The 25,319-nt window shown below is 68.0% G+C and carries 19 protein-coding genes; 11 read left to right on the top strand and 8 right to left on the bottom strand.

Annotation, left to right across the window (positions count from 1 at the left end; all coding sequences use genetic code 11):
- The first annotated feature begins 30 nt into the window (after window positions 1–30).
- Genes ACOGXI_RS15405 through ACOGXI_RS15430 form a run of 6 tightly spaced genes read left to right on the top strand, consistent with a single transcriptional unit; the run spans window position 31 to window position 7,202 of the window.
- On the top strand, window positions 31–1,944 hold the full coding sequence (locus tag ACOGXI_RS15405) for an AMP-binding protein (RefSeq protein ID WP_419939700.1): 1,914 nt from the start codon (window positions 31–33) through the stop codon (window positions 1,942–1,944).
- Window positions 1,945–1,946: 2 nt separating this feature from the next.
- The gene (locus tag ACOGXI_RS15410) at window positions 1,947–2,819 is read left to right on the top strand and encodes a branched-chain amino acid ABC transporter permease (RefSeq protein ID WP_419940221.1); all 873 of its coding nucleotides are present in this window, start codon (window positions 1,947–1,949) and stop codon (window positions 2,817–2,819) included.
- A gap of 42 nt (window positions 2,820–2,861) precedes the next feature.
- Entirely contained in the window at window positions 2,862–3,923 is a 1,062-nt protein-coding gene (locus tag ACOGXI_RS15415) for a branched-chain amino acid ABC transporter permease (protein WP_419939701.1), read from the top strand.
- 47 nt (window positions 3,924–3,970) lie between these two features.
- A complete protein-coding gene (locus tag ACOGXI_RS15420) occupies window positions 3,971–5,170 on the top strand; it encodes an ABC transporter substrate-binding protein (protein WP_419939702.1) in 1,200 nt (399 codons plus the stop codon).
- Window positions 5,171–5,175: 5 nt separating this feature from the next.
- Complete coding sequence (locus ACOGXI_RS15425) at window positions 5,176–5,967, top strand: ABC transporter ATP-binding protein (RefSeq protein ID WP_419940222.1); 792 nt, start codon at window positions 5,176–5,178, stop codon at window positions 5,965–5,967.
- The gene (locus ACOGXI_RS15430) at window positions 5,964–7,202 is read left to right on the top strand and encodes a phenylacetate--CoA ligase family protein (RefSeq protein ID WP_419939703.1); all 1,239 of its coding nucleotides are present in this window, start codon (window positions 5,964–5,966) and stop codon (window positions 7,200–7,202) included. Before ACOGXI_RS15425 ends, ACOGXI_RS15430 begins: the two co-directional genes overlap by 4 nt.
- Before the next feature lie 25 nt (window positions 7,203–7,227).
- On the opposite strand, the gene ACOGXI_RS15435 is transcribed toward ACOGXI_RS15430, so the two are convergent.
- Both ACOGXI_RS15435 and ACOGXI_RS15440 read right to left on the bottom strand, forming a co-directional pair.
- On the bottom strand, window positions 7,228–9,384 hold the full coding sequence (locus ACOGXI_RS15435) for an AAA family ATPase (protein ID WP_419939704.1): 2,157 nt from the start codon (window positions 9,382–9,384) through the stop codon (window positions 7,228–7,230).
- A 662-nt stretch (window positions 9,385–10,046) separates the two neighbouring features.
- Window positions 10,047–11,387 (bottom strand): amidohydrolase family protein, encoded by a 1,341-nt coding sequence (locus ACOGXI_RS15440; RefSeq protein ID WP_419939705.1) that lies wholly within the window; start codon window positions 11,385–11,387, stop codon window positions 10,047–10,049.
- A gap of 194 nt (window positions 11,388–11,581) precedes the next feature.
- Here ACOGXI_RS15440 and ACOGXI_RS15445 point away from each other — a divergent pair, with 194 nt between their 5' ends.
- Window positions 11,582–12,829: an ATP-binding protein gene (locus ACOGXI_RS15445; protein WP_419939706.1), complete on the top strand. Its 1,248-nt coding sequence runs from the start codon at window positions 11,582–11,584 to the stop codon at window positions 12,827–12,829.
- A 42-nt stretch (window positions 12,830–12,871) separates the two neighbouring features.
- Here ACOGXI_RS15445 and ACOGXI_RS15450 read toward each other — a convergent pair whose 3' ends face one another.
- Complete coding sequence (locus ACOGXI_RS15450) at window positions 12,872–13,666, bottom strand: TauD/TfdA dioxygenase family protein (protein WP_419939707.1); 795 nt, start codon at window positions 13,664–13,666, stop codon at window positions 12,872–12,874.
- 164 nt (window positions 13,667–13,830) lie between these two features.
- On the opposite strand from ACOGXI_RS15450, the gene ACOGXI_RS15455 reads away from it, so the two are divergent.
- Complete coding sequence (locus ACOGXI_RS15455; RefSeq protein WP_419939708.1) at window positions 13,831–14,319, top strand: cupredoxin domain-containing protein; 489 nt, start codon at window positions 13,831–13,833, stop codon at window positions 14,317–14,319.
- A gap of 38 nt (window positions 14,320–14,357) precedes the next feature.
- Window positions 14,358–15,779: a cytochrome-c peroxidase gene (locus ACOGXI_RS15460; RefSeq protein WP_419939709.1), complete on the top strand. Its 1,422-nt coding sequence runs from the start codon at window positions 14,358–14,360 to the stop codon at window positions 15,777–15,779.
- Window positions 15,780–15,796: 17 nt separating this feature from the next.
- Here the strand turns inward: ACOGXI_RS15460 and ACOGXI_RS15465 are convergent, their stop codons facing one another.
- A complete protein-coding gene (locus ACOGXI_RS15465; protein WP_419939710.1) occupies window positions 15,797–17,023 on the bottom strand; it encodes a peroxiredoxin family protein in 1,227 nt (408 codons plus the stop codon).
- 117 nt (window positions 17,024–17,140) lie between these two features.
- On the opposite strand from ACOGXI_RS15465, the gene ACOGXI_RS15470 reads away from it, so the two are divergent.
- Both ACOGXI_RS15470 and ACOGXI_RS15475 read left to right on the top strand, forming a co-directional pair.
- Complete coding sequence (locus tag ACOGXI_RS15470) at window positions 17,141–18,559, top strand: Gfo/Idh/MocA family protein (protein ID WP_419939711.1); 1,419 nt, start codon at window positions 17,141–17,143, stop codon at window positions 18,557–18,559.
- Entirely contained in the window at window positions 18,529–19,395 is an 867-nt protein-coding gene (locus tag ACOGXI_RS15475; protein WP_419939712.1) for a hypothetical protein, read from the top strand. The genes ACOGXI_RS15470 and ACOGXI_RS15475 overlap by 31 nt, the downstream gene beginning before the upstream one ends.
- A 31-nt stretch (window positions 19,396–19,426) precedes the next feature.
- On the opposite strand, the gene ACOGXI_RS15480 is transcribed toward ACOGXI_RS15475, so the two are convergent.
- The 4 genes from ACOGXI_RS15480 to ACOGXI_RS15495 form a co-directional block, all read right to left on the bottom strand.
- Window positions 19,427–21,190: a sodium:solute symporter family protein gene (locus tag ACOGXI_RS15480; RefSeq protein WP_419939713.1), complete on the bottom strand. Its 1,764-nt coding sequence runs from the start codon at window positions 21,188–21,190 to the stop codon at window positions 19,427–19,429.
- A gap of 63 nt (window positions 21,191–21,253) precedes the next feature.
- The gene (locus ACOGXI_RS15485) at window positions 21,254–22,603 is read right to left on the bottom strand and encodes a Gfo/Idh/MocA family protein (protein ID WP_419939714.1); all 1,350 of its coding nucleotides are present in this window, start codon (window positions 22,601–22,603) and stop codon (window positions 21,254–21,256) included.
- 66 nt (window positions 22,604–22,669) lie between these two features.
- Window positions 22,670–23,413, bottom strand: coding sequence for a gluconate 2-dehydrogenase subunit 3 family protein (locus ACOGXI_RS15490; protein WP_419939715.1), 744 nt, complete (start codon window positions 23,411–23,413; stop codon window positions 22,670–22,672).
- Window positions 23,413–25,131, bottom strand: a complete 1,719-nt coding sequence (locus tag ACOGXI_RS15495) for a GMC oxidoreductase (RefSeq protein WP_419939716.1) — start codon at window positions 25,129–25,131, stop codon at window positions 23,413–23,415. Before ACOGXI_RS15495 ends, ACOGXI_RS15490 begins: the two co-directional genes overlap by 1 nt.
- Window positions 25,132–25,319 lie beyond the last annotated feature (188 nt).

A 25,319-nucleotide genomic window follows, 5' to 3' on the forward strand; every position in this document is an offset into this window, starting at 1 on the left:
AGCGCGTCATGAGCGCGGCATGGCACGTCCATGAGCAACGGATCCGCCGGCGGAAACCTGCCCGCCCTTCTGCGGCGGCAGGCGTCGCGTCGGGGAGAGCGCGTGGCCATGCGCGAGAAGGAGTTCGGCATCTGGCAGAGCGTCACCTGGTCCGAATACGAGCGTCGCGTGCGCCGCTTCGCGATGGGACTCCGCGAACTCGGCCTCGAGGGCGGCGACCGGATCGCGATCGTGGGGGACAACCGGCCCGAATGGGTCATCGCGGAACTGGCGGCGCAGTCGCTGGGCGCGCTTCCCCTCGGCCTGTACCAGGACGCGGTCGCCACGGAACTCGAGTATCTGCTCTCGGCCTCCGGGGCGCGGATCGTCGTCGCCGAGGACCAGGAGCAGGTCGACAAGCTGCTCGAGATCCGGGAGGCGTTGCCGCGCCTGGAGCACATCGTCTACTACGATCCGCGCGGACCGGACCGCTACGAGGCGCGCGGGCTGCTCGCGTTTCCCGATGTGGAGCGCCGGGGGGCCGAGCGCGACGATGCGCTGCCGCACGAGTACGCCGCCGCCCTGGAGGCGGTCCGGGCGGACGACCCCGCGCTCCTGTGCACGACCTCGGGGACGACGAGCAAGCCCAAGCTCGCCGTGCTCTCGCACTCGAATCTGCTCAGCATGGCCGGACAGTTGCAGGACGTGGACCCGATGGCGGCCGCAGACGAATTCGTCTCGTTTCTCCCGCTCGCCTGGATCGGAGAGCAGATGATGACCGTCTCCCGCCACCTCCTGGTGGGTTTCCCCGTGAACTTCCCCGAAGAGCCGGGCACCGTGCGGCAGGACCTGCGCGAGATCGGGCCGCGCGTGATGTTCTCGCCGCCCCGTATCTGGGAGAACCTCGTCTCCGAGGTGCAGGTGATGGTGGAGGACACGACGCCGCTGAAGCGCCGGGTCCAGGGGTGGGCGATGAGGGTCGGAGGGGAAGTGGCCGATGACGAGTTCGAGGGGCGGTCGCCCACGGCCTGGCGGCGCATCCGGCGCGGGATCGCTGAGGTCGTCGCCATGCGTCCGATCAAGAACCAGCTCGGCCTGCGGCGCCTGCGCGATGCCTATACGGGAGGGGCGGCACTCGGACCGGACGTGTTCCGCTTCTTCCACGCGCTCGGCGTGAACCTGAAGCAGATCTACGGGCAGACCGAGGTCGCCGGGATCTCGGTGCTGCACCGGGACGGCGACATCCGGTATCAGACGGTCGGGGAGCCCTTGCCCGGCATGGAGGTCAAGGTGGTGGCGGATGGGGAGATCCTCACCCGCGGACCGGCCGTCTTTCAGGGATACTTCGAGAACCCGGAGGCGACGCGCGAGACGCTCGTGGACGGATGGCTGCACTCGGGCGATGCCGGGTACTTCGACGAAGAGGGCCACCTCGTCGTCGTCGACCGCCTGAAGGACGTGATGCTGCTCGCGGACGGGACGACGTTCTCGCCCCAGTTCATCGAGAACCTCCTCAAGTTCAGCCCCTATGTGAGCGAAGCGGTGGTCTTCGGCGGGGAGCACCCGTACGTGGCGGGGATCATCGCGATCGACTTCGAGAACGCGGGCCAGTGGGCGGAGCGACAGCAGCTGGCGTACACGACGTACACGGACCTGTCGCAGAAGCCCGAGGTCTACGACCTGGTGCGCGCGCACGTCGAGTCGGTGAACGGGGACGTGCCCGAGGCGGCCCGCATCCGGCGCTTCCTCCTGCTGCACAAGGAACTGCACGCGGACGACGCCGAACTCACCCGCACCCGGAAGGTCCGCCGCCGGTTCATCGCCGAGCGCTTCGACGCGCTCATCGCGGCGCTGTACGGGGACGACGACGCCGTGGCGGTGGACATGGAGATCACCTACCAGGACGGCCGCACGGCCAATGTGACGCACGATCTCCGGATCGAGCGACTGAACGGAACGGGGTGACCGTGGACCAGTTCCTGCAACTCACGGTGACGGGCCTGGGCACGGGGATGATCTACGCGCTCGCGGCGGTGGGCTTCGTCGTCATCTACAAGGCGAGCGACGTCATCAACTTCGCGCAGGGGGATCTCCTCCTGTTCGGGACCTATCTCATCTTCTTCTCCCTCGTCCAGATCGGGCTCCCGTGGACCGTGGGCGTCCTCCTCACGATGCTCGTGGCGGCGGGGATCGGCCTCGCCGTCGAGCGCGTGGTGCTCCGCCCGCTCATCGGCGAGCCCATCATCTCGATGATCATGGTCACGATCGGCCTCTCGAGCGTCCTGCGGGCGATCGTGCACGGGATATGGGGGCCGCAGCCGCGCACCTTCCCCTCGTTCCTGCCCGAGGGAGGGGTGATGCTGGGCTCGGCCGTGGTGGGCGCGGATCGGCTCGTGGCGATCCCGCTCGCGCTCGCCCTGCTGGCGGGGCTGGCGCTCTTCTTCCGGCACACGCGCAGCGGGATCGCCATGCGGGCCATCGCCGACGACCAGCAGGCCGCCCTCAGCATGGGGATCAGCATCCCGCGGGTGTTCGCGACCGCGTGGGCGCTGGCGGCGGTGACGGCCGCCATCGGGGGCATCATGCTGGGCAACATCGTGGGCGTGACCCCGAACGTCGCGCAGATCGGCCTGCGCGTGTTTCCGGTCGTGATCCTGGGCGGCCTCGATTCGATCCGCGGAGCGGTCGTCGGGGGCGCGATCATCGGCCTCCTGGAGATCTATGCCGGCGGCTACGTCGGCCACGGGCTCAACCTGATCGTCCCCTACATCGCCCTCATCATCGTCCTCATGGTCCGTCCGTACGGACTGTTCGGCAAAGAGATCATCGAGCGCGTGTAGGCGCGCGAAACCCGCGGCACGGCGGAAACGGAGGAAACGCTCTTGGAGTGCGGGGTCTTTCACACGAACTATCGAACGGACATGGGGCTCCGGCGCGTGCCGGCGGAGCGCGTCCGGCTCGGGCTCTTCATGTGCGCGCTCCTCATCTTCCCCTTCCTCGCGACGCCGTACTGGCTCAATCTCGCGAACCAGATCGCCATCGCGACCATCGGCGCGCTGGGGCTGAACATCCTCGTCGGCTACACGGGGCAGATCTCGCTGGGGCAGGGCGCCTTCATGGCGGTGGGCGCGTACACGTCCGCGCTGCTCACGCTGAGGCTGGGCCTGCCGTGGGGCGCGAGCATCGTCGCCGCCTGCTTCGCGACGGCGGCGGTGGGCGTCTTCTTCGGTCTCCCCTCGTTGCGGCTCAAGGGGCTCTACCTCGCGATCTCGACGCTGGCCGCCCAGGAGATCGTCGAGTGGATCGTCACGCACTGGCCGGCGCTCACGGGCGGGGTCGAAGCGGTCGTCGTCCCGGCCCCGCGGTTGTTCGGGCAGCGGCTGAACACGGACTTCGGCTTCTACTGGCTCGGGATCGTCCTGGCCGGCGCCACGGCGCTCTTCACCGCGAACCTCTTCCGCTCGCGCATCGGCCGCTCCTTCGTCGCCGTCCGCGACCAGGACATCGCCGCGAGCGTCATCGGCGTGAACGTGTTCGGGACCAAGCTCCTGGCCTTCGCGACCTCGTCGTTCTTCGTCGGGCTCGCCGGAGCCCTCACGGCGTACTACCGCAACATCATCTCTTGGGAGCGCTTCACGTTCGAGACCAGCATCCTGTACCTGGCCATGATCATCGTCGGAGGCCTGGGGACGATCCGAGGCTCGCTGTTCGGGGCGGCGCTCATCACGCTCCTCCCCGCGCTCATCACGACGGCGGGGCGGGGACTGCAGCAATCGGCGCCCGCGGTCGCGGCCCTGCTGCCGAGCGTGCAGCAGGCCGTGTTCGGGCTCGTCATCATCCTCTTCCTCGTGTTCGAGCCGGAGGGTCTGTCCAAACTGTGGCGCAATGTGAAAGACTACTTCTACGTGTGGCCCTTCGCGTACCGTCGCGGAGAGGGCCGTTGATCGCCCGGAAGTCGTTGGATTTCACGAACATGAAGAGGTCTCAGGATATGCGTTCCAGCCGATCCGCCTTCACCCCCATCGCGTGCGGTCTGGCCCTTTCCTGGGTGCTCGCCGCGTGCGGGGGTTCGGGAGAGAGGGCGGAGAACGAGATCCTGGTCGCGGCCATCTTCGATCTCACGGGGCCGACCGCCGACGTGGGGCTCGACTACGCCGACGCGGTGCGGGGACACGTGGAGTGGCTCAACGCGCAGGGCGGGGTCGGGGGGCGGCCGATCCGGCTCATCTACCAGGACTACGGCTATCAGGTCGACCGGGCCGAGCAGCTCTACACGCAGTTCGTGCAGGAGGGCGCCCTGATCTTCATGGGATGGGGGACCGGCGACACGGAGGCCCTCCGGCTGAGGATCACCGAGGACCGGATTCCGTTCGCGTCCGCCTCGCTCTCGCACGTGCTCGGAGACGGGCACGAGTCGCCCTACAACTTCCTCGTGGCCACGAGCTACAGCGACCAGTTCAGGATCGTGCTGCGCTGGATCGCGGAGGACCACCGGGCGAACGGCGGTGCGGGGAACGCCCAGGTCGCGTTCATGCACAGCGCGAGTCCGTTCGGCCTGTCGCCATGGGTGCAGGGGGGCGAGGACTACGCGCGGGAGATCGGCGTCGACGTCAACGCGTACGAAATGCCGCGTGGCGCGACCGACTACACGGCGGAGTTCTCGCGCATCGGCCAGTCGGGAGCGACGTATGTCGTGTTCCAGAACACCTCCGCGCCCGCCGCCGTCGCCCTGCGGAACGCGCGGGGACTCGGCCTCGACGCGACCTTCGTGTGCCTCAACTGGTGCGCCAACGCGCTCCTCTGGCGGCTGGCGGAGGAAGCCGCTGAAGGGGTCGTCGGGGCGATCCCGTGGGCCCCGCTTACCGACGACGTGCCGGGTGTGCGCGACATCCGCGGCTATCTCGAGTCCCGGGGCGAAGACTACAGCGAGAAGACGAACGCCTACACACAGGGGTGGTGGACGATGGGCGTGTTCGTCGAGGGGATTCGGCGGGTGCTCGAGGCGGGGCAGGAGCTGACCGGCGAGAACATCAAGCACGCCCTGGAGACGGTCGAAAGCTTCGATTCAGGGGGCGCCGGACCGCCGCTCACCTTTACGCCGAGCGACCACCGGGGTTCGAAGGGGCTCAGGCTGTTCCGCGCCGAGAACGGAGTCTGGGCCCCGATGACGGAGGTCCTCGCCGCGCCGTGAGCGCCCTGCTCGAACTCAACAGTGTCGAGGTTCTCTACGACGACGTGATCCTCGTCCTGCGCGGACTCTCCCTGGAGGTGCCGGAAGGGCACATCGTCGCCCTCCTCGGCTCGAACGGGGCGGGCAAGACGACGACGCTCAAGGCGATCTCGGGCCTGCTCAAGGTCGAGGACGGGGAGGTCACGGACGGGTCGATCCGCTTCGAAGGACGCGAGATCCACGGACTCGCCCCCGACCGCATCGTGCGCGAGGGGATCTTCCAGGTCGTCGAGGGACGGCATGTGTTCGAGCATCTCACCGTCCACGAGAACCTCCTCGCCGGGGCGCACACGCGCCGCGACCGCCCGGCGGTGCCGGCGGATCTGGAGCGGGTCTACGGGTACTTTCCGCGCCTGGCGGAGAGGAAGCGGCAGTCGGCGGGCTATCTGTCGGGCGGCGAGCAGCAGATGCTCGCGCTCGGGCGCGCCCTCATGGCCCGCCCGCGGCTCATGCTGCTCGACGAGCCGTCGCTGGGGCTCGCGCCGATTCTCGTGCAGGAAATCTTCGGGATCATCCGGCGGATCAACGAGGAGGAGGGCGCGACGATTCTCCTCGTCGAGCAGAACGCGCGCATCGCGCTTTCCGTTGCGGACTACGGATATGTCATGGAAGCGGGGCGCGTGGTCCTGGAGGGCTCCGCGGAGGAACTGGGGGAGAACGAGGACGTGCGCGAATTCTACCTGGGGCTGAGCGAGATCGGGCGCCGCTCGTATCGCGACGTGAAGCACTACCGCCGGCGGAAGAGGTGGCTTTCGTGAGCGCCGCGAAGCGCCGTCGCGCTCCGGCCGCGGAAGCGCCGCCCGACTGGCACGCGGCGCAGGATGCGATCGCGGACGAAGCCGTCCGCCTGGCGCTTGAACGTAGCCGGGAGGCGGGGGTCCGCCTCCGCGCGGCCGGGATCGCCCACCCCGAGCCGCGAGGCGTGGCGGGTCTGCGGAAGGTGGCGGTGCTCGCGAAGGACGATCTGCCGGAACTCCAGGCGGAGGATCCTCCCTTCGGCGGCATGCTGGGAGTGGATGTCGGCGTGCTCCGGCGCATCCACCGGTCTCCCGGCCCGATCAACGATCCGGAAGGTCAGCGCTCGGACTACTGGCGCATGGCCCCGGCGTTCCGCGCGGCCGGGTTCGAGCGCGGCGATGTGGTGCTGAACACGTTCTCGTATCATCTGACGCCGGGCGGTCACATGATGGATGCCGGGCTGCGCGCCGTGGGGTGCGTGGTCCTGCCGGGCGGCGTGGGGAACACCGCGGCCCAGGCTGCCTTGGCGTCGCAACTCGGCGCCGCCGGCTACGTAGGGACGCCTCAGTTTCTCCTCGCTCTGCTGGAGCGGGGGAGCGAAGAGGGGATCCCCGCGACCTTCCGCCGGGCGCTCGTCAGCGGAGCGCCCCTGCCTCTCGAACTCCGCCGGCTGCTGGAGGAGAGCCACGGCGTCTCCGTCTATCAGGCCTACGGGACGGCGGACGCGGGCGCGATCGGGTACGAGTGCGACGCGAAGGATGGGTGGCATATTGCGCCCGGCATCGTCGTCGAGGTGCTCGACCCCGGCACGTTCGAACCGTGCGATCCGGGCGGCCCCGGTGAGGTCGTCGTCACGAGCGCCAACCCGGTCTACCCGCTCGTCCGTCTCGGAACGGGCGATCTGTCGACGTTCCTGCCGGATGCGTGCGACTGCGGACGGACCTCCCTCCGGCTGGCGGGCTTCCTGGGCCGGACCGGCGAGGGCGTGAAGGTGCGCGGCATGTTCGTGCACCCGCGCCAGCTTGCGGAAGCCCTCGCCGGCGCGTCCGGCGTGGAGAGATACCAGGCGACGGTTACCGAGGAAGACCACCGCGACCTCCTCACGGTCTCCGTGGAGCCCGCCGCGGGACGCCCCCCCGACATCGACGAACTGGCCGCCCGCCTCAGGGAATCGACCCGGCTCCGCGTGGCCGTTCGCACGGTCACCCCCGGCACGATCCCCGAGGACGCCTGCCCGATCATAGATCGACGCTAGATAATCAGATGCACAGCATTCCGCACTAATTTCGTCGGGCCCGTATCTCGCCCACCCAACCAGCCAACGCTTCGATATCCTCCGCCACTTCATCTGGCCCCGGGACGGGCGCATTGTCTGCCGGTGGCGAATCGTGACCTGACATCCACGTCGAGCATTTTGTCATTCCCGCGTCTATAGCATCGAGGTCCGATGAAGTTATGTCGGCAAGGCATCGAGTTCGCCGTGTTTCGATGGATTTCCGGTACCGCTCCACGGTCTCGTTCAACAGCACTTCTTCGATTCCCCGCTCCCAGGATTCTCGAAGTCTTCCGTAAATGTACTCCGTTTTCTGCCGGTACTGCTCCAGCTCACCGCTATGATAGACCTTCTCAGCGTTCTGGCGGAGGTGTCTCAGGTGACGTATTCGCCTGCTCACACGCTCCGCAACCCAAGGGAGTCCCTCTATGAGTCGTCCGGCGTTGACGCCGTCGTTGAACAAGTGCTGATGCTGAAGATCCACGTTGAGTTTCGTCGCCGTATCGGTTAACTCAACAAGGAACACTACGTCATGAGTAAACACCACGACTTGTCGTGTTTGCGCCTCCTTCACCAGCCGACGTGCAACGTGGCGGCGCCAAGTATGATCGAGCGACGACACTGGGTCGTCAAAGAGGATGGCGGAAGTATGATCAGCCGTCACGAGTTCCGCAAAAAAGGCCGCAATCGACAGGCAACGTGACTGACCGTCGCTGACAACACTGCCAACGTCGACACCCGGGGCACGGCGCAATCGCAGTTCATGATACAGAGATCCTCGCGATCCGCCAGCGGGTACGAGGTGTACTTCGACGTCCCGAAAGGCGAGGGCGAGAAGCTCCTCTTCAAATGCGGTGACGAGCTGATCCGTCACGGCCTGTTCCGTGACCTGGACGCTCTTGCGCGTAATGGCTGCTGTATGGGTGTCGCTGATGCAGTTCTTGTATGCAGCGATCTCGGTCTTGCGTCTGATCTCTTCCAGGATGTCATCGAGATGCAACGCAAGCTGCTGCCGGGCCTCCAGCTCGTCCAGTTCCCGCTGGAGAGCTGTGATGCGTTTCCGCGGGTTAGCTTCACGAAGTGCTGCGCTGTGGCTTTCGAGTGTCTCGATGTGCCCACGAAGAGCATCATCCAGATCGGGCAACTTAGGAAGATCTGGGGCAGTGAATTCATCTTCGGCAAGGGCACGAAGCGTCAACTCTTTTCGATCGTTTGCGGCTACTACAGTCTCGCGAATGGCCTCCGCGAGGTCGGAATCGTCGATCGCCAGTTCGCTAAGTGCCAACGCTGCGGATCCGGGAAGGGATAGATCCGCGTTGATATTGCTGAGATGCTCCTCATACTCGGCGTTGGCTCGGTCGTATTCGGCCTGAGCGTCGGAAGTTAGGAACTCGCGGAAGCCGCGCAATCGCGAAGACGCATCAGGCGTGAGCTTCTCTTGACAAAGAACGCACCGCGAACCGCGGGCTGTGAATGGGAAGTCTTCCTGTGGATAGGCGTCGCCCCGCGAATAGCGTTTCGCGGCATCCCACATTTGGCGCCAAGCACCTGACCCTGTGCTCGGCAACGGCTGGTCGCTAAACGCCGACGCATGCAATTCAGCAACCGCCTGGGCGGCGCTCCTCGCCTTATGGTGAGCGAGTCCGAGATCTTCAATGGCGGAGTCCGATGACGCTTGAGCGATGGCACCTAGAGCCTCAAGAAGAACCTTGGCTCGTTGGGTGCGGAGTTCAGTCTCTTGGGCCTTCTTGTCCCGTTCGTCAGAACGGAAATCTTGGAGAATACGAGTAAGTTCAGCCGCCCGGTCACGGTCGTCATCGCTAAGACTGGCGAGTTCCTTGACGTGTTCTGGATCGGTGAGAGATGTGAGGCTGACAAGCAACCTCTGGACAACTGTGTCGGGTGGTACAGGGAGCGGACGAAGGGTTTGTGACTTGAGGAGCTCCCGCTCCTTCTCGAGGTTCGTGCGTACGCGACCGCAGGCGTCAGCAAGTTTGTCAAAAAGATCTAATCCCAGTGGTCGAAATGCGACATCAGTCTTCTCTGTAACGTACACGCTCGCGCAGTGCCGGTCGAATACATTCATGCGTGATAGAAGGAGATCGCCAGCCTCCTCATCACCCCAACGGTAGTGAACGTCCTCCCCATCGACCGTATACGTCATGCTGGCGGAAGGAGGCCCCGGAGTGTCTCCGGAAACGACGTTCCCTAGAACTTTTTCGGCCCCGCGAGCACGACAGGCCTGCTTTAGGATACGTGTGTACCCGGATTTTCCTGCCCCATTGGCACCGTACACGACCGTGAGCTGCCGTCCAAATGCGAGCGTCTGGTTGGGGCGCGAGAGCGTTTACGCCCGCATGGTGCGTGAGCGTTGACAGCGATACGGACTTCTCTTCCGCCGGGCCAACGGGAAGATGTTTGTCGATGAGAGGGTCGGATTCGACCCCCTCGGCGAGTCCATGCTCGGACTTGCAGATCTCCGTTAGCTCCACCACATCCTGGTCAGCGAGGCTGCCATGTTTTATTAGTCGCCGTAGGGCATCTCGCTGCCAAGAGGGGCGACTCACTGACCAAATGAGAATCTCTTCAAGAACTGTCTTTTTTGGCACGATCGGCCCCGCGTGTTGAAGGGTAGGGATCAGACACCGCTGCGATCAGGGAGTGCGGGAAACATAAGCGACCCGAGGGCGTTAGTGAAGCCAATTTGCGCGCCGCAAGCGTACCGAGCAGGTACCGTGACGACCGAGGGCCGGGTACTAGGTGCATGTGGGATCGCGCTAGCGTATGGCATGTGCGGGACGGGCCCGGCCCGCAGGTGATGCAGGGTCAAGAAGACGGCCGGGAGGACCGTGCCGAGACGGAAGACACTTCGTTTCCGGCGATCCAGACCGACTCGATCGCGCGCAGGTTCTCGACCCCCTCCAGCGGATCCGCGGAGAGGAGGATGAGGTCGGCCCAGTTTCCCGGTTCGATCGTGCCGACTCCCTCGAGACCCGCGCAGCGCGCCGCGTCGCCGGTGGAGGCGACGAGGATCTCCATCGGCGACATGCCGGACTCCGCCATGAGCCCGAGTTCCATGTGCTCGAAGTAGCCCTGGAAGCGGGCGGGCGGGCCGGTGTCCGTGCCCATGGCGATCGTGACGCCGGCGTCGGACAGCGCGCCGAGGTTCTCCTGGGCCTGCGCGAGCGCCTCCTTGTAGCGCTGGGCCGACGCGCTCTCGCGGTAGCGCACCATGCTCTCCGGGGCGCGCAGGACTTCCAGCACCGCGGGCTCGGCGGAGGCGAGGAAGAAGGGGTCCGAGAAGAACTCCGGCTCGCTCTCGTACACGAAGGTCGAGACCTCGCGCGTCAGCGTCGGCGAGTAGCAGACGTCGGCTTCGACGAGCCGTGCGGCGAGCGTCTCGTCCACCTCCCGGTCGCGCACGCTGTGCACGATGAAGTCCACGTCGGCGTCGAGCAGTCCGTGCGCGTCCTCGAGGTAGAACAGGTGCGCCGCTACAGGGAGTCCGAGTTCGTGCGCCCGTTCGATCACCGCCCCGTACACATCCGGCGTCATCTTGCGTGTGCTACCGAGGTTGTCGTCGACGCGGATCTTGATGAAGTCGACGCCCATGGCCGCGTTGCCGTTCACCATCTCCAGCGCGGCGCCCGGCGTGTCCCCCGTCACCACGGGGCCCGCCACGTAGAGCCGGGCCCGGTCGAGGGACGGCGTATCCTGTTCGTCGCGCACTTCGACACCGGCGGGTTCATCGCCGCCGAGGCTGACGACGGTCGTCACCCCGTAGCTCGCGTACAGACCGAGGTGGCGCAGGACGTTGTCCCGCGAGTAGTGCCCGCCCTCGAGGCCGAGGGTCGCGCCGACGTGGCCGTGCGCGTTGATGAGACCGGGAACGAGGGTTTTCCCGGCCGCGTCCAGGACCTCGGCGTCCGCCGGGACCTCGATCTCCGCCGCCGGTCCCACGGACTCGATCCGTCCGTCGCGGACGACGACCGTCGCGTCGGGCACGGGTTCGGCCCCTGAGCCGTCGATGACGGTCGCGCCGACGATCGCGAGCGCCGGCGCCTCGGTCGCCGCCGCAGATGAGGACTCGGGGTCGGCGCCGCCACAGGCCCCGAGGATCGCCGCCGCAGCGAGCACGATGAGTGGAATCGGGGTGCGTTTCAGCATGGTCCGGACTCCTGCGATGGTTGGTGCGCCGCGCCGGGGAACGCGCAAACAACCATCGTATGGGAAACGTACGAATCCGGGAAGATGATCGTTGTCAAATCGACAGGCGGCCGACGTTCCAACCAGCAATTGGACGCTGCTCTAATCGACAATTGGACGGTAGCGTAACCGACAATTGGCCGCTAGTTTCCTTCATGTCCCGAAACCAGACGCTTTACGCTCGTTCGCTGGCCGCCGTCTTGCGCGAGGCCCTGTCCGACACGCCCGTCGTGTGTCTGGCCGGGCCTCGTCAGTGCGGCAAAACCACGCTTGCCCGCGTCCTGAAGCCGGAGCGAGCCTTCGTGAGCCTGGACCATTCTCCGTTTCTCGACGCGGCATCCGCGGATCCCGCGGGCTTCATCGGCAGTCTCCCCCGCGATGTGACCATCGATGAAGTACAGCGGGCGCCCGGGCTCCTCCCGGCGATCAAACTCTCCGTGGATACGGATCGGCGCCCCGGACGCTTCCTTCTCACGGGTTCCGCCGACTTGCTGCTCGTCCCCTCCGTCACCGAGTCACTGGCGGGTCGCATGGAGGTCGCGCGCCTCATGCCGCTCTCGGAATCCGAAAAGGAGCGTCGCCCCGGTCGCTTTCTCCGTGACTTCCTTGCGGGACGGTTACAGCCCTCGCTTCGTCCGGAGACCGTACCTCGCGCACCGGAACTCGCCGCCCGGCTCGTAGCTGGCGGATACCCCGAGCCTCTGACGCGAACGCCGGCCCGCGCACGCCAGTGGCATCGCCAGTACGTGCGGGGCATCGTGGATCGGGATGTTCTCGATGTCTCGAACGTCCGGGCTGCCGACCGGGTCGGTCGCCTCCTGGAACTTCTTGCGGTCCGGAACGGCGAATTGTTCAACGCCAGCCGCGTGGCGCGCGATCTCGGCCTGCAACGAGAAACGGTTTTGGAATACGTCTCCGTCCTCGAGCGACTCTTCCTCGTCCGGCGCCTGCTCCCCTGGCACCGCAACCCCGGGAAACGACTGGTGAAGTCGCCCAAGATCCATCTGATCGACAGCGGTCTCGCCGCTACGCTCGCGCAGCTCTCCGCCGGGGACTGGCTCACGAAACGGCAGCGCATGGGACACCTTCTCGAGTCCTTCGCGGTGCAGCAGTTCGTGGCACAGGCAGGCTGGTCGGATCCCGATCTCCGCTTCTGGCATTACCGGGACAAGGACGGTTGCGAGGTGGATCTGGTGATCACGCTCGCGTCACGGACATGGGGCGTCGAAGTGAAAGCGACGAGTACACCGGGGCGGTCGGCGGGGGCGGGGCTAAGGCGCCTCGCAGCACTCTGCGGGGACGACTTCGAGGCCGGGATCGTTCTCTACAACGGCAGCGATATCCTGCCGCTCGCCGCAGACCGGATGATGGCCGTTCCGTTCAGTGAACTCTGGACGCGGTAGCTCGATCGCGCCCCACCTCCGCTGCGCCCTCCCGGAACGGTCCTACACCGGGCGTTCGCCGCGGATCGTGACGCGGTAGCCGGAGCGGACGGCGGGGAAGTAGTCCCAGATCGCGTGGTGCTGCGTGCAGCGGTTGTCCCAGAAGGCGATGGAGTTCTCGCTCCAGCGGAACCGGCAGTGGAAGTCGGGGCGCTGGACATGGCGGAAGAGAAAACCGAGCACGGCCTCGCTCTCGTCCTGCGGGAGGCCCTCGATGCGGACCGTGAACATCTGGTTCACGAAGAGCGCCCGCCGCCCCGTCACCGGGTGGGTCCGGACCACCGGATGCCCGGACGACGGGTACGACCGGCCGCCGTCGTCGCGTCCGATGAGGCGGTTCACCTCCCGGTAGTACGGACCCCCATCGTGAATCGCGGTGAGCCCGTCCAGCAGCACCTTCATGCGGTCCGACAGCGCCTCGTAGGCGGCGTACATGTTCGCGAAGAGCGTATCGCCGCCGGCGGCGGGCACCGTGTGCATGCGGAGGATCGAGCCCATCGGCGGCGTGGGGTCGCACGACACGTCCGAGTGCCAGCGCTCGCCCGTCGCCCGCACGGAATTCTCGTCGGCGTGGATCCTCATGACTTCCGGGTGTCCCTCGAGTCCCGGGTCGTTCGGATGGACGACGAGTTCCCCGAACCGGGCCCCCAGCGCCTTCTGGCTCTCGATGGAGATGTCCTGGTCCCGGAAGAAGAGGACGCAGTGCGCCATCAACGCATCGCGGATGGTCTCGAAACTGTCATCATCAAGGGCGGCGAGATCCACGCCGTCGACCTCGGCGCCGATGACGGGGGTCACCGGGCGGATATCGGGTAAGGTTCGCATGCCGGCGAATCTTGAACGGATCAGGCCCCGCAGCAACGCCGGGCCAACCGCAAGGCGCGAGAGCTTGCCTAAGGCACGCGGTCCGTTTCATTTTTTCAAGTCGGATCAAGGGAGCGGTACCCCTGGGAGGGTCTTGAATGAAGGGTCGTTGGACAGCCCTGCTGTTTGCGATGGGCGTAGCGCTCAACTGCGGGGGTGGTGGTTCGGGCGAGGGCCCGGTCGGTACGCCCATCGAGCCGCCGCCGCCTCCACCGCCGCCGCCGGCCGGGACGCCTCCGCCGCCTCCGCCCCCCCCCCCGCCGCCGACACGGGTGGAGCCGCCGTTCGGATCGGACGCGAACTTCGACATCCAGGACGACACCTTCGTCGATCCCGAGGGGAATCACGATCAGGAAGCCCAGGTGACGGTGAAGCGGTTCGCGACCATCACCTGGACGCAGAACGGCACCAACATCCACCGGGTGGAGTTCAGCAAGGTCCCGGAAGGCGCAAACGCGGTGGACAGCGATGATCTGCGGCCGGGGACGATCTGGGAGTTCCGCCCGAGGGTCGATGGCGAGTACGTGTTCTTCTGCCGCTACCACGAGTACATGATGGACGTGCGAATCACCGTGGCAACTCCCTGACGGGAGCTTTCCGGGACCCCGGTGTATATATCTCTCTCATGTTGAATCGCACTCGGAACGCGCTCGCCTTCGTGGCCGCCGGAGTCCTCCTTGGCCTCGCCGCCTGTGGGGACGGGTCCGTCACGCCGCCGGTCCCGCCGCCTCCGCCTGAACCCGCGCCTCCGCCCGTACCTCCGCCTCCGCCTCCTCCGGAGGTCGTGCGGGCGATGCTCATCGACACCGTCCGCCTGCTCGCGGACCACCGGAATCTCGACCCGCTCGAGCCGCCGCCCTCCGTGCGACCGGAACTCGTCGAACTCGGGCGCCTCCTGGCCTTCGACCGGATTCTGGGCGGGAACCGGGACCTCTCCTGCATGACCTGCCACCTCCCCAGCTTCGCGATGGGCGATGGCCGGTCGCTCTCGATCGGCGTCGGGGGACGCGGGCTGGGTCCGAACCGGACGCACCCCGAGGGCGAGTTCATCCCGCGCAACTCGCCCGCCCTCTTCAACCTTCATCTCTCGACCCAGTTCTTCTGGGACGGGTTCGTGGAGGAACTGGAGGACGGATCGATCTCGACGGAGGCCGGGGACCAATTGACGCCCGAGATGCAGGCGGTGTTCGAGTTCGGCGCGCTCTCGGCGCAGCCCATGGTCCCCGTGCTGCGGCGTAAGGAGATGCGCGGCTTCGGCGAGGACAACGAACTCGCGGCGCTGGACGATGACGACTTCACCGGCGTGTGGGCGGCGCTCATGGCGCGGCTGGGAGAGATCGAGGAATACCGCGGGATGTTCGAGGCCGCGTACCCCGGCACGGCCTTCGACGACATGTCCTTCGCGCACGCGGCGAACGCGATCGCGGGCTTCTACGTGTCCGAACTCACCTTCATCGACACCCCGTGGGACCGCTTCCTGAAGGGGGACAACGATCAGCTCAGCGATTCGGCGCTGCGCGGCGCGAAGAGCTTCATGACGATTCGCTGCATGCAGTGTCACGAGACGGACCAGTTCGACGACCGCAACAACGAGCACCACAACGCCGCCATCCCGCAGATCGGTCCGGGGTTGGGCGACGGGCCGGGCGGGAACGACGACTTCGGGCGCGAGCGCGTGACAGGAGATCGGGCGCACCGGCGGCTCTTCAAGACGCCCCCGATGCGGAACGTCGAACTCACGGGGCCGTACGGCCACGCCGGCCAGTTCGCCACGCTGAAGGCGATCGTGGTCCACTACGACAGCATCGACAACCGGCTGCGGGACTACGACGTGTCGCAGGTGGATCCCGAACTGCGGGGCACGCTCCTCAACAACTTCGACGAGATCCTCGCGACGCGGGACACGATCCTCATCCCGATCACCTTCGACGATGCGGAGGCGGACGACCTCGTCGCCTTCCTCGAGTCGCTGACGGACGACGCGGCGCGCGACCTGTCGCACCTGGCGCCGGCGACGGTGCCGAGCGGACTGCCGATCGACAAGTAGGGTCCGCGGTCGGGCGGTCAGGGATCCGCGTCGATGAGTGCCTGGAGCGTCTGCTCCAGTTCGCGCGCCTGGGCCTCGGGATCCGCGAGCGCCGGGTTGCGGACGAGCGCGAGATCTCCGGCGGCATCCACCACGAAGAGCGCCGGCACCGAGGCGAGCTTGTAGTCGAAGGCGATGCGCTCCGCACGCAGGAGGAGAGGCGCGTCGAGTCCCCATTCGCGCGCGATCCGGCCGGGATCCACCTCGGGGCTTTCCCACGCGTTGAGGTGGAAGAACCGGACGCCGTCTCCCGTCCACCGCTCCGGGAGGGCGGCGTAGGCGGCCGCGAGGTCCCGGCAGGGGGCGCACCAACTCGCCACGAAACTCAGCACGACGATGTCCCCGCGCAGGTCCGAAAGGCGGAGGGGCGAGCCCGCCTCCGTTTCGAGGGACCAGTCGGGCGCCGGAACGCCGGGTTCGAGCCGCCGCGCGTCCTCGTCGACCACCTCTTCGCCTCCCGAATCGAGGAGGTCCACGCGGATCGCGAGTTGATCGGGCGTGAGCCTCGGGTCGACGAGGATGCTCCGGATCTCGAAGGCGAGGGCCCCGCTCCCGTCATCCGCCTCCCAGCGGAAGGCGCGGGGCAGGTCGTCCTCGACCCCGATGTGCCACCACACCTGTGCGGATCCGAACTCGGTCGTCGTTCCGCGCAGCACATCGCACAGGTCGCCGCCGATCGTCTCCCGGCTCACGACTTCGAGGTCGCTGGCCAGTTCCGCCTGAAACGGTTGCGGATCCGTGAACGCGGCGAGGACCGCGAAGGGGGCGTTGGCCACGAGGTGGCCGGACCCCCCCGAGATCGTCCCGTGACGAAACCGGGCCGACGCCTCATCGCGGGCCGCGACGTAGTCGCCTCCTCCGGACAGGATGAGCGCGGGGGCCTCGGCGCGCGCGTCGCCGGGAGGCGGTTCGCCCGGCCCCGCAGGCGGAGCCCAGGACGGCGACGGCCGCAGTTCCGCCCAGTAGATGGGCGGCTCGCCCTCGGCCCACAGCAGCCGCGCCCTCCCGGTGTACGATCCCGCGGCGCTCCCGGTTCCTTCGTACGCATACTCGTACGCGAGACTGGAAAGCCGCTCGATGGCGGCGGCGGCATCGAGCAGCCGGTCCCGGCCCGTCGGCGCCGACTCGCACGAAAGGCACAGCGCGGCCGCGACGCCGGCCGCCGTCGCCGCGCGTGACGCTCGATTCGTCCTGTGCGACCTCATGTTTGCGATCCGCTCCTCACCGCTCCGAAGTTGGATTCCATATGCCACGTCTCGCATCCTGAGGCAAACACGGATCGAACCGGACTCGACTCTCCGACACGGCGGTGGATGATGGAGATGGAACCGACGAAGCGCGAATCGAACGGAACCGGGAAAGTGTACCCCGCGGGCGTCGACCGGCGGACGCTGCTCAAGCTGGGTGCGCTGGGGGCGGGGGCGGCCGTCCTCGGCGGCTGCCGCGGAACCGAGGCCGGTCGGGGGTCGGCGCAGTCCGGGAGCGGGGATCCGTCCCCCGAGGGGCCCGAGGCGCTCTTCTCGGCCCCGCCGATGGAGACGGTACGGATCGGTTTCGTGGGGATCGGCGGCATGGGTTCGGTCCACGTCCGCAACCTCCTCGACATGGAGGGCGTGGAACTCACGGCCCTCTGCGACATCCGGTCCGAGCACGCCGAGCGCGCCCGCGACTGGGTGCTCGAAGCCGGAGGCCCGGAGCCGACGCTCTACACGCGCGGAGAGACGGACTTCATCCGCATGTGCGAGGCGGAGGATATCGATCTCGTCTACACCGCTACGCCGTGGCGCTGGCACGTGCCCGTCTGCGTTGCCGCGATGGAGCACGGGAAGCACGCGGCGACGGAGGTTCCGGCGGCCTACACGGTGGAGGACTGCTGGCGCCTCGTGGAGACGGCCGAGGCGACGCAGCGGCATTGCGTGATGATGGAGAACGTGAACTACGGCCGCTGGGAGATGCTCGTCTTCCACATGGTGCGGCGCGGGCTGTTCGGCGAGATCCTGCACGGCGAAGGCGGCTACCTGCACGACCTGCGCGCCATCAAGTTCGCCGCCACCGGCGAGGGACTGTGGCGACGGGAACACTCGAAGTCGAGGAACGGCAACCTCTATCCCACGCACGGGCTGGGGCCGATCGCCAACTGCATGGACATCAACCGGGGGGACCGCTTCGACTACGCGGTCTCGATGAGCGGCCCATCGCGCGGCCTGCAGGCGTTCGCCCGCGAGCACTTCCCCGAGGGGGCGCCCGAACGTGACGAGACCTTCTCCCTCGGCGATGTGAACGTCACCCTGATCAAGACCGTCACGGGACGGACGATCTACGTTTCGCACGACACGAACCTGCCGCGACCCTACTCGCGGATCCATCTCGTCCAGGGCACGCGCGGGCTCTTCCAGGGCTATCCGGAGCGCGTCTACGTCGAGGGCCGCAGCGAGGGCCATCGATGGGATGAGGCGGAGGACTACCTCGAGGAGTTCGAGCACCCGCTGTGGCGCGAGATGGCGGGGGCCGGGGCGGAGCGCGGTCACGGGAGCATGGACTACCTGGAGGATTATCGGCTCATCAAGTGCCTGCGCGAGGGGCTGCCCACGGACATGAACGTGTACGATGCGGCGGCGCTTTCGGCGGTGTGCGCCGTGAGCGAAGAATCCGTGGCGGAACGGAGTCGGCCGGTGGACTTCCCCGATTTCACGCGCGGCCGGTGGGAAACATGGCCGCGGCTCGGCGTCGTCGAAGCCTGACGAAGGCGCGGACGCGCCGTCCGCCCTTCACGCTGCGGGTGCTGCGCGGCCTGGTCGTCCTCACCGTGGCCGGGCTCGCCGGCGCGGCCGTCTGGAACGGGCTGCGCTCCGCCGGTTTCCGTTTCCGGTGGGACACCGAACCAGCGCCCCCGCTCCCGGCGGCGGCGCCCGCGATCCGCGAGGCCCCCCCGCTTTCCCCGCTGCCCGCCGCCCCGGACGCCCCGGGAGATGGCGAAGAGGCCGACGCTCCGCCCTCCGGCCGCGGTCCCCTCGCGAGCGGACGGTACGAGCGGATCGAGTTCGAAGCCTACGCCGATGGCCGACCCGTCGTCTCCAACGCCGCCGTGGCGGAGGAATGGCGGGAGCAGGGCCTCGTGGTCTCCTTCGACTCCTACACGGCGGACGCCACGCAGCCGCACGTGCTGGACGTGCGCGGCTATCTCCCCCCGAACGCGTCGATGCACGCGCTCGGTCCCGCGCTGACCGGAGAGCTGGGGCTGGAGGTCGGAGTGACGCACCTCGACTTCCCCGGGCGTCCGCGCACGGTCGCCTTCACCCTCTTCGGCCCGGATCTGATCGAGCGCTTCGAGGTGATCGTCTGGAGCCGCGGGGAGCGCCTCCCGACGTCGGCCCGGGTCCATGCTCCGGACCTGCGGTACGCCTCGGAAGGGGAGTCCGGGTCGGGGAGGGCGACCTACAGCCCGCGAGGGCGCTCGCTCTTCCGCGCCGAACGCGTCCGCATCGAGGTGCCCCTGGGGATCGATCGCATCTCGCTCGACGGCTGGGGTCCGCCGGGCCACCTCCTCCTCCTGGACCACCTCGAAATCGACCCCTGACGCGACACGTCGCGGGGTCAGCCGGATTCGGTCAGTCGAAGCCAACCCGGGGGACCGCTCGAAACAGCCCGATGGCGGCGGCGACGGCGACGAGTCCGAATCCGGCCGCGGCGGCGGGCCTGCCGTACAGGGCCATCCCCGTGCCGAAGAGCACGGCGTACACGGTGACGCAGCCCAGGCCCCACGCGGCGAGACCGGCGGCCAGGGCGCCGGGCGCGTCCGGCTGGGTGTTCACGGCCCGACGCCAACCACGGGCGAAGGGACGGATGCGATCGTAGAAGCCCTGCAACGTAGCGGTATCCGTGGGTCGGGTGAGGAACGTCACGAGAAGCCACACGACCGTCGTCACGGCCACGCCGAGCAGAAGCCGGACGGCGGGGTCGAGCGTCGGCAGCCCCACGCGCTCGTGGAAGAGCGGGAACCAGAGCGCCACCGTCGCCGAAGCGGCCATGCCCGAGATCTCGGACCACGCGTTCACCCGCCACCAGAACCAGCGCAGGAGGAAGATCAGCCCGCTGCCCGCGTGCAGCAGCAGGATGAGTTCGAACGCCTGTTTCGCGCTGTCGAGGAAGAGGGCAAGCGCGGCGGAAAGGACGATCAGCAGCACGGTGGAGATCCGCGCCACCCGCACGTAGTGGGCCTCGTCACGGTCCCGGGCCACGAAACGGCGATAGAAGTCGTCGACGACATAGGACGACCCCCAGTTCAGGTGCGTCGAGATGGTCGACATGTAGGCGGCGGCGAGCGACGCGACGACGAGCCCCAGGAGTCCGTGCGGCAGGAAGACGAGCATCGCCGGATAGGCGAGGTCGTGCCCCAGAATGCTCGGATCGAGGTTGGGGAAAGCCGCTCCGATGGAATCGAGCGTGGGATAGACGGCGATCGAGGCCAGAGCGACGAGCACCCAGGGCCACGGCCTCAGCGAGTAGTGCGCGATATTGAACCACAGCGTCGCGCGCATGGAGTCGCGCTCGCTCCGCGCCGCGAGCATCCGCTGCGCGGCGTACCCGCCCCCGCCCGGCTCCGCGCCGGGATACCAGCTCGCCCACCACTGAACGGCGATCGGGATCACGAACACCATCGCCGCCGCCCGCCAGTCGGTGAAGTCGGGGAGCAGCGAGAGGTTCCGCGAGATCTCCGGGTGGGTGACGAGTCCCGCCAGCCCCCCCACTTCCGGCTGCGCGAGCGCGTACCAGGCGGCCGCGACGGCCCCGATCATGGCGATCGCGAACAGGAGGAGGTCGGTGACGACGACCCCCCACAGCCCGGAAGTCGCCGAGTAGAGCGCCGCCACCGTGCCGGCGACGAGCACCGTCGTGTACTTGTCCGCCCCGAGCAGGACCCCGGAGATCTTGATGGCGGCGAGCGTGACGGTGGCCATGATGACGACGTTGAAGAAGACGCCCAGATAGAGGGCCCGGAAGCCTCGCAGGAAGGATGCCGCGCGCCCCGCATAGCGGAGTTCGTAGAAGCCGATGTCGGTGAATACGCCGGAACGCCGCCACAGCTTCGCGTAGAAGAATGTCGTGCACATCGCCGTGATCAGGAACGCCCACCAGCCCCAGTTCCCGCTCACCCCGCCGTTGCGGACGAGGTCCGTGACGAGGTTCGGGGTGTCGGTGGAGAAGGTCGTGGCGACCATCGATGTCCCCAGCAGCCACCAGGGGAGCTTCCGGCCCGCGAGGAAGAACTCGTTCGTGCCGGAGCCGGCGCGCCGGGCGAACCAGAGCCCGACTCCCAGGGCCACGGTCCCGTACGCGGCCAGGACGATCCAGTCGAGGCCGTTCAGCTGCACGGGATCACCGGCGGATCACGGAACGCGGCGCGTCGGCGGTCGTCGAGATCGAGCGGCGGGCCGCTACCACCCCCAGCCCGAGCGGTAGTCGGCCTTCACGTAGCGTTCGGGGATCGAGACGCCGTTGAGGAACTCGCCCGTCGCCGGATCGAGGCGGACTTCGCGGCCGCTTCGCACCGAGAGGTTGCCGAGGAGCACCATCTCCGTCAGCGGTCCCGCGTGTTCGACGAAGTTGGAGCCGGCGGGCGGTCCGTCCTTGCAGGCGCCGGCGAACTCCGCGTACACACCGTCCGTGCGCGGGTACTTCTCGGGCGGCGGGTCGGCCCGGATCTCGGCATCCCGTTCGGCGTCGAGCAACCGGGGGTTCTCTCCGTAGATCCCGGCGAACATCTTGCCGTCGGTCCCGATCCAGAGTTGTCCGCTCGACTCGAACGGCCAGCGCGCGTCGTCCGGCACTTCGTCCGGTCGCGGCGGCGAGAGGTTGCCGTCGCGCCACACCACCTTCACGGCCGGCCGGTCCCCGCGGGCGGGGAAGTCGTACTCGATGCGCGACGCCGCGGGCGCCGTCTCCGGGAAGAGCGTCGTCGACTCCGCCGAAATCCGTTCCGGCGTGCCGAGGTCGAAGGTCCAGAAGGCCGCGTCCATGGCGTGGCACGCGATGTCGCCCAGCGCGCCGGTCCCGAAATCCCACCAGCCGCGCCAGTTGAAGGGCGCGTAGGCCGGGTGATACGGGCGGTCGGCCGCGGGCCCGAGCCACAGGTCCCAATCCAGCCACGGCGGCGCGTGGTGCGCCTCCGTCGGCCGCAGGATCGCCTGGGGCCAGATGGGGCGGTTCGTCCAGTACTCGACGCGCCGGATCTCGCCAATGGCGCCGGACTCGTACCACTCGCGGATCTCCCGCGTCCCGTCCTGGGCGTGGCCCTGGTTCCCCATCTGCGTCGCGACGCCCGCCCTCTCGGCCGCGGCGACGAGTTGGCGCACCTCCCAGATCGTCGTCGCGAGCGGCTTCTGGATCCGGGTCGGCTTCCCCAGCGAAAGGGACATCATGCCGGCGGCCGTGTGCGTGTGGTCCGGGGTGGAGATCACGACCGCGTCGATGTTGTCGGCCTCCTCCGAGAGCATCGTGCGGAAGTCGCGGTAGCGCTTCGCCCGCGGGAAGGCGCTCCACGATCCGGCCGCCTGGCGCTCGTCCACGTCGCAGAGGGCGTAGATGTTCTCGCCGACCCCCGCCATGCCGCGCACATCGCCTCCTCCCATGCCGCCCACTCCGATGTGCGCCACGTTCAGCGTGTCGCTGGGAGCCCGATGCCGGGGGCCGCCGAGCACGTGCGCGGGTACGATGCTCAGACCGAGGCCGGCCGCGCCCGAGGCCCGAACGAAGTCACGCCGGGAGAAGTTGTTCTTCAGCATCATGCTGCGCCTCACTCCAGGACAGATCTGTGCAGGAAAGCTCGTTGCATGGTCTCGCGCCGACGGCTTCTAGGCCAGACCCAGGCGCTCCAGAACCTCCGGGGGCGGGCCGTCGAAGCTGGGCATGGGGCGGTTTCCGACGAAGCCGAGGTCCGCCATCCCCTCCGCGGTGGTCCAGAACGCGGTCGAGGTGAGATCCCGCACCCGGTCAAAGAAACGGGCCGCGACCTGGTATTCCGGCGCAGCGTTCTCGACCCAGCAGATGTCGTCGCAAATTGCGTGCTTCTGCTCGAGCGTCAGTTCGGTGAACCGCCCGCCGAACCGCTCCGACGATTCGATGTCCAGCCACACGAGCCCGCCGCGAATGCGGGTCAGATCCTCACGGTTCCCGTCGTAGGGCGCGCTCACCCACTCGTCGATGAAGGCGTGCGCGCCGAGCGCCGCCGCGCCGGGGGAATGCTCGTCTTCCGGAATGATCACATCGCACAGCGCCGCGAGGGTGGCAAGTTCATCCTCGGTCAGGACCAGGTCCCACCGCACGACGGGCGAGACCATGTCCGGGTCCGTCGGAGTGCCGGCGGCCCGGGGATTGCCGCCGCTCGTCGCGCCGGAGAAGCCGGTCGCGTCCCCGGCGCCGGGGACGCCGGATTCGGTCGCGTCGGCGCACGCCCCGGCCGAGATGGCCGCCGCGCCCGCCGCACCGGCCGCGAGCACCTGGAGCGCCCGGCGGCGGGTCAGTCCCTCGGGCGCGTTCTCTTCGCGCTCCCGCTCCCGCTCGGCTTGCTGCGTGCGTTCCCGTTCGCGGTCGGCCATCAGAGGGCCCCCTGCCGAAGCTGGTCCACGAGGTACTCGGATGACCGCCAGGCGATCGCCATGATGGAGAGCGTCGGGTTCTTGTCCGCGTTGGAGACGAAGGGACCGCCGTCCATCACGAACAGGTTCGGGATCTCCCAGGACTGGCAGTACTGATTGAGCACGGAGTCGTCCGGCCGCTCGCCCATTCGGACGCCGCCGACCTCGTGGATGATCTGGCCCGGCGCCAGGATCGCCCGGGCGCCGTCCGTCTGAACCGTCGAAAGCACGCGTCCGCCCATCTCCTCGATGATGCCGGCGAACGTCTGCTGCATGTGCAGGGCCTGGTTGAGTTCGTGGTCGGACCACTTCCAGTGGAACCTGAGCACGGGGATGCCCCACTGGTCGACGACCTCGGGATCGATCTCGCAGTAGCAGTCGTCGTTCGGGATCATCTCGCCGCGGCCGTCGAAGTACATGAACGAACCGTAGTAGCGGCGGCATTCCTCCTTGAAGCGCTGTCCGTACGCGCCTTCGGTGAGCGGCTCGATGCCGCTGAAGGCGCCGTAACCGGGCATCCGCTGCCCGCCGCCGAACTCGATGTGATAGCCACGGGCGAAATCGAGGTGTCCCGCCGCTTGCTCCCCGTACAGCCACCAGGGCATGTACATGTGCATCGCCGAAGCCCCCTCCTCGGCGTGCCGGGGCAGGTACTCGAGCGCGGGAATCTGACCGGAGACACCCGCGCCCACGGTGTCCATCACGTACTTGCCGACCAGACCGCTCCCGTTGGCGAGGCCATCGGGGAAGAGCGAACTGCGGGAGTTGAGGAGGATGCGCGCGGATTCGCAGGCGCTCGCCGCGAGGACGACCACCGGCGCCGAGGCATGGCGGTCGGCGCGCAGCTTCTTGTCGATGTAGTGAACGCCGGTGGCCCGCCCCCGCGCGTCGATCGTCACCTCGCGCACCATGGCGTCGGTGATCGTCGTGAGGTTGCCGGTCGCCTGCGCCGGAGGCAGGCAGACGGTGGTGGACTGGAAGTTGGCCTTGATGGAGCAGCCGCGGCCACACGGAGTGGCCCAGTAGCAGGCCGCGCGCGACCGCATGGAGTCGTACGTCACGCGGCGGGCCGTCTCGTTGTTCGGCCACAGCATCCTCGACAGGCGGTCGGCGTCCTGCGGCTCGGTCAGGATCGCCAGGTGGGCCGGAATGACCGGGACCCCGAGGCCGTCGCACGTCTTGCGCGTGAGTCGTTCGTAGGCGCGCGGCGCGGGCGCCGGCTGGAGAATCCCGTCGGAGGAATCGGGCGTGTTCTCAAGCCCCTCGTTGGACCCGTAGACGCCGGCGAAAGCTTCGGTACGGTCGTACCAGGGGGCGAGATCCTCGTAGGTCAGCGGCCAGTCGAACCCGAGCCCGTCCCGGCTGCGGGGCTTGAAGTCGTACGGGCCCATGCGGAGGGAGATTCGGCCCCAGTGGTTCGTCCGGCCCCCGAGCATGCGCGAGCGCCACCACATGAAGTTGACGCCCTCGGCGCTCGTATACGGTTCTCCGGGGACCCGCCAGCCGCCGTCGACCGTCGCGTCGTAGAAGCCGAACGGCTTGTCGGCGGTCCCGGCGGCCCGCAGCGGGGCGTCGGCCGGAAGCTGGAACATCGGCGTCTCGGACACGGGGTCGTAGTCCCGCCCCGCCTCGAGGAGGAGCACGCGGACGCCGTGGCAGGCGAGTACGTAGGCGGCCATGCCGCCTCCCGCGCCGGAGCCGACGATGATGACGTCGTGTGTATCCTGGCCGCGGCGGCGTAACGCGGGTGCCGAGCCGGCTGTTGTTCGACGCGGGTGTGATGAAGGCATGAGCCGAGGATGAGCGCGGAGGGCGCCGGAGGTCAACGGGTCGCCTTGCCGCGCCCGACCATCGCGCGAACCTTCAG

It is taken from the genome of Candidatus Palauibacter sp. (assembly GCF_965208055.1).
Classification (GTDB): Bacteria; Gemmatimonadota; Gemmatimonadetes; order Palauibacterales; family Palauibacteraceae; genus Palauibacter.

Excerpts from the sequence above, each read along its gene's own strand:
- ACOGXI_RS15495 (WP_419939716.1), bottom strand. The coding sequence starts at position 25,131 with ATGGCCGCCTACGTACTCGCCTGCCACGGCGTCCGCGTGCTCCTCCTC.
- ACOGXI_RS15445 (WP_419939706.1), top strand. The coding sequence starts at position 11,582 with ATGTCCCGAAACCAGACGCTTTACGCTCGTTCGCTGGCCGCCGTCTTG.
- ACOGXI_RS15470 (WP_419939711.1), top strand. The coding sequence starts at position 17,141 with ATGGAACCGACGAAGCGCGAATCGAACGGAACCGGGAAAGTGTACCCC.
- ACOGXI_RS15485 (WP_419939714.1), bottom strand. The coding sequence starts at position 22,603 with ATGATGCTGAAGAACAACTTCTCCCGGCGTGACTTCGTTCGGGCCTCG.
- ACOGXI_RS15455 (WP_419939708.1), top strand. The coding sequence starts at position 13,831 with ATGAAGGGTCGTTGGACAGCCCTGCTGTTTGCGATGGGCGTAGCGCTC.
- ACOGXI_RS15435 (WP_419939704.1), bottom strand. The coding sequence starts at position 9,384 with ATGACGTATACGGTCGATGGGGAGGACGTTCACTACCGTTGGGGTGAT.
- ACOGXI_RS15490 (WP_419939715.1), bottom strand. The coding sequence starts at position 23,413 with ATGGCCGACCGCGAACGGGAACGCACGCAGCAAGCCGAGCGGGAGCGG.
- ACOGXI_RS15475 (WP_419939712.1), top strand. The coding sequence starts at position 18,529 with ATGGCCGCGGCTCGGCGTCGTCGAAGCCTGACGAAGGCGCGGACGCGC.
- ACOGXI_RS15405 (WP_419939700.1), top strand. The coding sequence starts at position 31 with ATGAGCAACGGATCCGCCGGCGGAAACCTGCCCGCCCTTCTGCGGCGG.
- ACOGXI_RS15460 (WP_419939709.1), top strand. The coding sequence starts at position 14,358 with ATGTTGAATCGCACTCGGAACGCGCTCGCCTTCGTGGCCGCCGGAGTC.
- ACOGXI_RS15440 (WP_419939705.1), bottom strand. The coding sequence starts at position 11,387 with ATGCTGAAACGCACCCCGATTCCACTCATCGTGCTCGCTGCGGCGGCG.
- ACOGXI_RS15420 (WP_419939702.1), top strand. The coding sequence starts at position 3,971 with ATGCGTTCCAGCCGATCCGCCTTCACCCCCATCGCGTGCGGTCTGGCC.
- ACOGXI_RS15465 (WP_419939710.1), bottom strand. The coding sequence starts at position 17,023 with ATGAGGTCGCACAGGACGAATCGAGCGTCACGCGCGGCGACGGCGGCC.